Genomic DNA, 2,230 nt, shown 5'->3' on the forward strand with positions numbered 1-2,230 from the left:
GCTACAGACGCAATTGGTTGGTGCGTTTTCGCCGGAATCGCCCTGTTATCCTGCCGTGTACTGCGAGATTCCCACGTCGCTTCGCTCCTCGGAATGACACGTCAGGTAGTGCTGTGGTACATCAGTTCCCTCACGCAATTTAATTACCCCGTACAAGGCGCTCCATGAGCGCCGCTACAGGTGCAGAACGCGATCGGTCTGTACATTTTATCGGCAGTCCGTCCATTCCGGAAAAATTTTCCGCTATTTGCAAAATTGGGGCTTGCTTTTTCGAAAAAAATCGATACAATAATATCCATAAAACGATGCTGCAGGGAGTAGGAACTGTGCGTTAAGTACCGGTCGGATGGGAGGTTGCCGCCGGGCGAAGGAGCTTCGGCTCCGCGATACGGTTACCGCAACCGCCTGAGCAAGATCCCCGTGCATTCCGGGGATAGCATCGCATATTGAACCTCCTCCATTTTATCGGAGGGTGCATTCGCCACACTCCGGAGAGTGGCGGATCTTTTTTTACCCCCCTGCGCAATGGGGTGCGTCCGCACACTCTCATTCCGTAAGGAGGAATTTTTTATGTCAACCAAGCTGTTCACCCTCGGCCTGCGCGCGGCCGCCCGTCCGTCATTCCGGAGAGGAGGGATCGGGCATGGCTGCTGAAAAGAAAGTGCTCGCTCCCGGCCTGTATGCCTCGCCGTTTTCCAAGGCCTACTGGCGTGACGCTGCCCGTGAGCTCGGCAAGGTCCGCATGCTCGCCGTCGCGGCCATCCTCATCGCCGTCCGCGTGGCACTGAAGTCCGTCGCCATCCCGGTCGCGCCCCCGACGCTGATGATCAACCTCGGCTTTTTCGTCAATGCGCTCGGCGCGATGATCTTCGGCCCGGTCGTTGCCATCCTTGCGGCGGCCATCAGTGATACGCTTGGCTGTATCCTGTTCCCGACCGGCGTATACTTCTTCCCGTTCATCTTCACGGAGATCGCCGGTTCCCTTATCTTTGCTCTGTTCCTGTACCGTGCGCCGCTGACGAACCTTCGTGTGACGCTCTCCCGCTTCTGCGTGAGCTTCTTCGTGAACATCGTCATCCAGACGCCGATCATGCTGCTGTATTACCAGATGGTCCTTGGCAAGTCCTATGCGATCTTTGACCTGCCGCGCATCTGCAAGAACCTCGTGCTCTTCCCGCTCGAGTCGCTGCTTCTCATCCTGTTCCTGAATGTCATCACCCCGCTGACCTACCGCATGAAGCTGACGTATGAGCCGCCGAAGAAGCTGAAGATCACCGGCCGCCTCGTCGCCTTCCTGCTGGCGCTGCTGATCGTCGGCTCGTGCGCCACGGCGGGCTATGCATGGTATGACTACAACACGCGCAATCACGCCACCTCGCTCGAAAGCGACGAGCGCGCCGCGCTGAACCACAGGCTGGCCGACTATCTCGGCGTGGACGACAACACGCTCGTCCTTGTGAACGTGGTCACGAAGACGGCCTTCCACGACGAAGAGACCGTCACGTTCACGACCTACACCATCACGGGCGAGGTCGACGATCCCGCCGTGCTGTGGACGCTCAAAAACTCCGTCGCCAAGGGCGAGAAGTACGAGGGCATCCTCACCGTCGGCGAGAAGGGCACGGCCGTCCTCAATAAGGCGGATGACAGCCTCATCGAGATCGCCACCGAGGCACCGAAGGAAAAGTAAAAGGTAAACAGACGTGAAAGCAAGCTCCCCGGCTTCCGCCGGGGAGCTTGCTGTATTTGCGGCACCGCTTCTATGGCGCAAGGCACCCAGGTTTGTCATTGCGAGGCCCCAACGGGGCCGTGGCAATCTCATGCAGGCAGTTGCGATTTCGCCGATGGCTTCCCTGTTGTCCGGCCGTGTTCTGCGAGATTGCCACGTCGCTTCGCTCCTCGCAATGACACGTCGGGAGCATTCACCATTATAACGATAGGCTGTTCAGATCGGCAGCATTGCGCTGGGGCCGGCTGTCCGCTCCCCTACAACGGCGTGTGCGATCGGCGACAGTGCGCACAAATCTGCTGCTGCCAAAGGCGGTCACTGACCGCCGCTACAGACGCAATCGGCTTTTACGTTTTTAACGGCAGCCTGTACGAATTGCAAGTGCCTTCCCGAGATTGCCACGGGCGCGAAGCGCCCTCGCAATGACAAGTCGGGGGCATTCACTATTTTAACGATGGCCTGTACTAGACGCAGGTGCAGCGCCGGGGGGGGGGGGGGGGG

At 58.9% G+C, this 2,230-nt stretch carries 1 protein-coding gene and 1 riboswitch; the gene reads left to right on the top strand.

The features are described from left to right. The first annotated feature begins 311 nt into the window (after positions 1-311). Positions 312-408, top strand: a riboswitch (THF riboswitch). Between the two features lie 235 nt (positions 409-643). Next, entirely contained in the window at positions 644-1,690 is a 1,047-nt protein-coding gene (locus WMO66_RS00075; protein ID WP_349134367.1) for a folate family ECF transporter S component, read from the top strand. Positions 1,691-2,230: the final 540 nt, after the last annotated feature.

The organism is Faecousia intestinalis (assembly GCF_040096185.1).
In the GTDB taxonomy this organism is placed as follows: Bacteria; Bacillota; Clostridia; order Oscillospirales; family Oscillospiraceae; genus JAZOXB01.

Excerpts from the sequence above, each read along its gene's own strand:
- WMO66_RS00075 (WP_349134367.1), top strand. The coding sequence starts at position 644 with ATGGCTGCTGAAAAGAAAGTGCTCGCTCCCGGCCTGTATGCCTCGCCG.